This window comes from Paenibacillus camelliae, assembly GCF_023715345.1.
Taxonomy (GTDB): Bacteria; Bacillota; Bacilli; order Paenibacillales; family Paenibacillaceae; genus Pristimantibacillus; species Pristimantibacillus camelliae.
This window is the reverse complement of record NZ_JAMBNY010000066.1, coordinates 1-358: the sequence shown is the minus strand read 5'-3', so window position 1 is coordinate 358 and position 358 is coordinate 1. Positions and strand designations below refer to the sequence as shown.

General features: G+C 51.1%; 2 rRNA genes. Both read left to right on the top strand.

Annotated elements, in window-relative coordinates:
• Positions 1-98 (top strand): 23S ribosomal RNA (locus tag M3180_RS22425); the annotation flags it as partial.
• A gap of 138 nt (positions 99-236) precedes the next feature.
• Positions 237-353 (top strand): 5S ribosomal RNA (rrf, locus tag M3180_RS22420).
• Positions 354-358 lie beyond the last annotated feature (5 nt).

Here is a 358-nt window from a genome sequence, read left to right as displayed (position 1 = left end):
AGTAAGACCCCTTGAAGACGACGAGGTTGATAGGCTGGGGGTGGAAGTGCAGCAATGCATGGAGCTGACCAGTACTAATCGGTCGAGGGCTTATCCTACAGACTTTGAATACGGAGCGCAAGCGAAGATTCATAAGTCACATCGGAAGCATATGCTTCTGCTTGATTCACTTTGGAGATTCACAACTTTCATATCCAGTTTTGAGGGTGCAAGCCACTTTGGAAGCATCTGCAACGTTTGGTGACGATGGCGAAAGGGAACCACGCGTACCCATCTCGAACACGACCGTTAAGCCTTTCAGCGCCGATGGTACTTGGACCGCAGGGTCCTGGGAGAGTAGGACGTTGCCAAGCACGAA